We start from the raw sequence: 2329 nt of genomic DNA, 5'->3' as shown, positions 1-2329 counted from the left end.
CGTCGAGGGCTTCGGTGAAGACGGGGTAGGTGTCGTACAACTCCCGTCCCATGCCCGGCCGTTGTGAGCCCTGTCCGGAGAACAGGAACGCCACCCGCGGCTCCGTCTCCGGCGTGGCGGCCCGGAGGACGTTCGGGGCCTCGCGCTCCTCCGCGAGAGCGGCGAGCCCGGTCAGGTACTCCGGCAGCGTGGTGCCGACCACGGCCGAGCGGTACGTCATCTGGGTGCGGTTCAGCAGAGCTCGTGCCACGCCCTGCGGCTCGACGCCGGGTCGCGCGGCCAGCTCCGCGTGGAGCCGGGCCGCCTGTTCGACGAGGGCCCCCTCGGACTTCGCGGAGACGAACCAGGGCAGCGGCGCCCCAGTGGTCTCCTCGGCCACGGCGGGCCCGGCCGGGGCCTGTTCGAGGATGACGTGGGCGTTGGTTCCGCTGATGCCGAAGGAGGAGACGGCGGCGCGGCGGGGCCGGTCGACCTCGGGCCACGACGTGTTCTCCGTAAGGAGGGCGATGTTGCCCTCGGCCCACTCGACATGAGGCGTCGGCTGGTCGATGTGCAGAGTCCTGGGCAGGACGCCTTCGCGCAGTGCCTGCACCATTTTGATGATGCCGGCGACGCCTGCGGCGGCCTGGGTGTGGCCGATGTTGGACTTGACGGCACCCAGGTGGAGGGGGTGTTCGCGGTTCTGACCGTAGGTGGCGATGAGGGCTTGGGCTTCGATGGGGTCGCCGAGTCGGGTGCCGGTGCCGTGGGCTTCGACGGCGTCGATGTCGGCGGGTTGGAGGCGGGCGCTCTTCAGGGCCTGGCGGATGACGCGTTGTTGTGCGGGGCCGTTGGGTGCGGTGAGTCCGTTGGAGGCGCCGTCCTGGTTGACGGCGGAGCCGCGGACGAGGGCGAGGACGGGGTGGCCGTTGCGGCGTGCGTCGGAGAGGCGTTCGAGGAGGAGGAGTCCTGCTCCTTCGCCCCAGCCGGTGCCGTCGGCGGCCGCGGCGAAGGGTTTGCAGCGGCCGTCGGGGGACAGCCCCCGCTGCCGGCTGAACTCGGTGAAGATCCCAGGATCGGCGATCACGGTGACGCCGCCGGCGAGGGCGAGATCGCATTCGCCGTTGCGGAGGGCCTGGGCGGCGAGGTGGAGGGCGACGAGAGAGGAGGAGCAGGCGGTGTCGACGGTGACGGCGGGGCCCTCCAGGCCGAAGGTGTACGCCACCCGGCCCGACGCCACACTCGTCGTACTGCCGGTGAGGAAGTATCCCTCCAGTGACTCGGGCATCTGGGTGCCCCGGGGGCCGTACTCCTGGGCGATGACACCCGCGAAGACGCCGGTACGGCTGCCGCGCAGCCGGCTCTGGTCGAGCCCCGCCCGCTCGAAGGCCTCCCAGGCGGTCTCCAGCAGCAGCCGCTGCTGAGGATCCGTGGTCAGGGCCTCGCGCGGTGACATGCCGAAGAAGTCGGGATCGAACCCCGCCGCGTCGTAGAGGAATCCGCCGTGCCGTGCGTACGTCGTGTGCGGGGTGTCCGGGTCGGGGTCGTATAGCTCGGAGATGTTCCAGCCCCGGTCGTCCGGGAAGCCGCCGATCGCGTCCGTGCCGGAACGCAGCAGCCGCCAGAACTCCTCTGGGGTATCTGCGCCCCCGGGAAAGCGGCACGCCATCGAGACGATGGCCAGGGGCTCCGCCTCGGTGGTCGCGACAGCCCCTGTGCCTGTCGGGTTCGAGGGGCGGTCCTCGTCCTTGATCACCTCCCGCAGGTACCACACGAGGGCCTGCGGGGTCGGGTGGTCATAGACGAGTGTGGCGGGCAGCCGCAGGCCGGTGCTCACGCTGAGGCGGTTGCGCAGGCGCACCGCGCCCAGCGAGTCGAAGCCGAGGTCGCTGAAGGCTCGGCCAGGCTTGACCGTCTCCGGACCGAGATGGCCGAGCACGGCGGCGACCGCGGTGCGGACCGTGTCCAGCAGCAACTCGTCCTGGGCCTCGGACGTCAGGCCGGCCAGCCTGCGGGCCAGCGAGGACGCGGACGCGGTACGGCGGCGTGACGTGCGGACGAGCCCGCCCAGCGCCGGCGGCAGGATGCCGTCGGATGCCTGCTCGCGCAGGGCCGGCAGGTCGAACCGAGCGGCGACCAAGGCCGGTTCCGACCCGCCCAGGGCCTTGTCGAAGAGGGCCAGCGCGGCCTCGGAGGGCAAGGCCGCCACGCCGTCGGGGGCCTTGTCCAGGCCGGTGCTCAACGCGCTCTCCTGCTCCCAGAGTCCCCAGGCGAGGGAGGTGGCGGGGAGGTGGTGGGTGTGGCGGTGGTGGGCGAGGGCGTCGAGGTAGGTGTTGGCGGCGGCGTAGTT

General features: G+C 72.0%; 1 protein-coding gene. It reads right to left on the bottom strand.

The window, feature by feature from the left end; genetic code table 11:
* Positions 1-2329 (bottom strand): beta-ketoacyl synthase N-terminal-like domain-containing protein (locus ACFY0P_RS52115; RefSeq protein ID WP_388929527.1); only part of this gene is annotated, 2329 nt, incomplete at both ends.

It is taken from the genome of Streptomyces sp. NPDC001714 (assembly GCF_042892755.1).
Classification (GTDB): Bacteria; Actinomycetota; Actinomycetes; order Streptomycetales; family Streptomycetaceae; genus Streptomyces.
The sequence above is the reverse complement of the archived record's forward strand: the minus strand, read 5'-3'. Positions and strand labels throughout refer to the sequence as shown.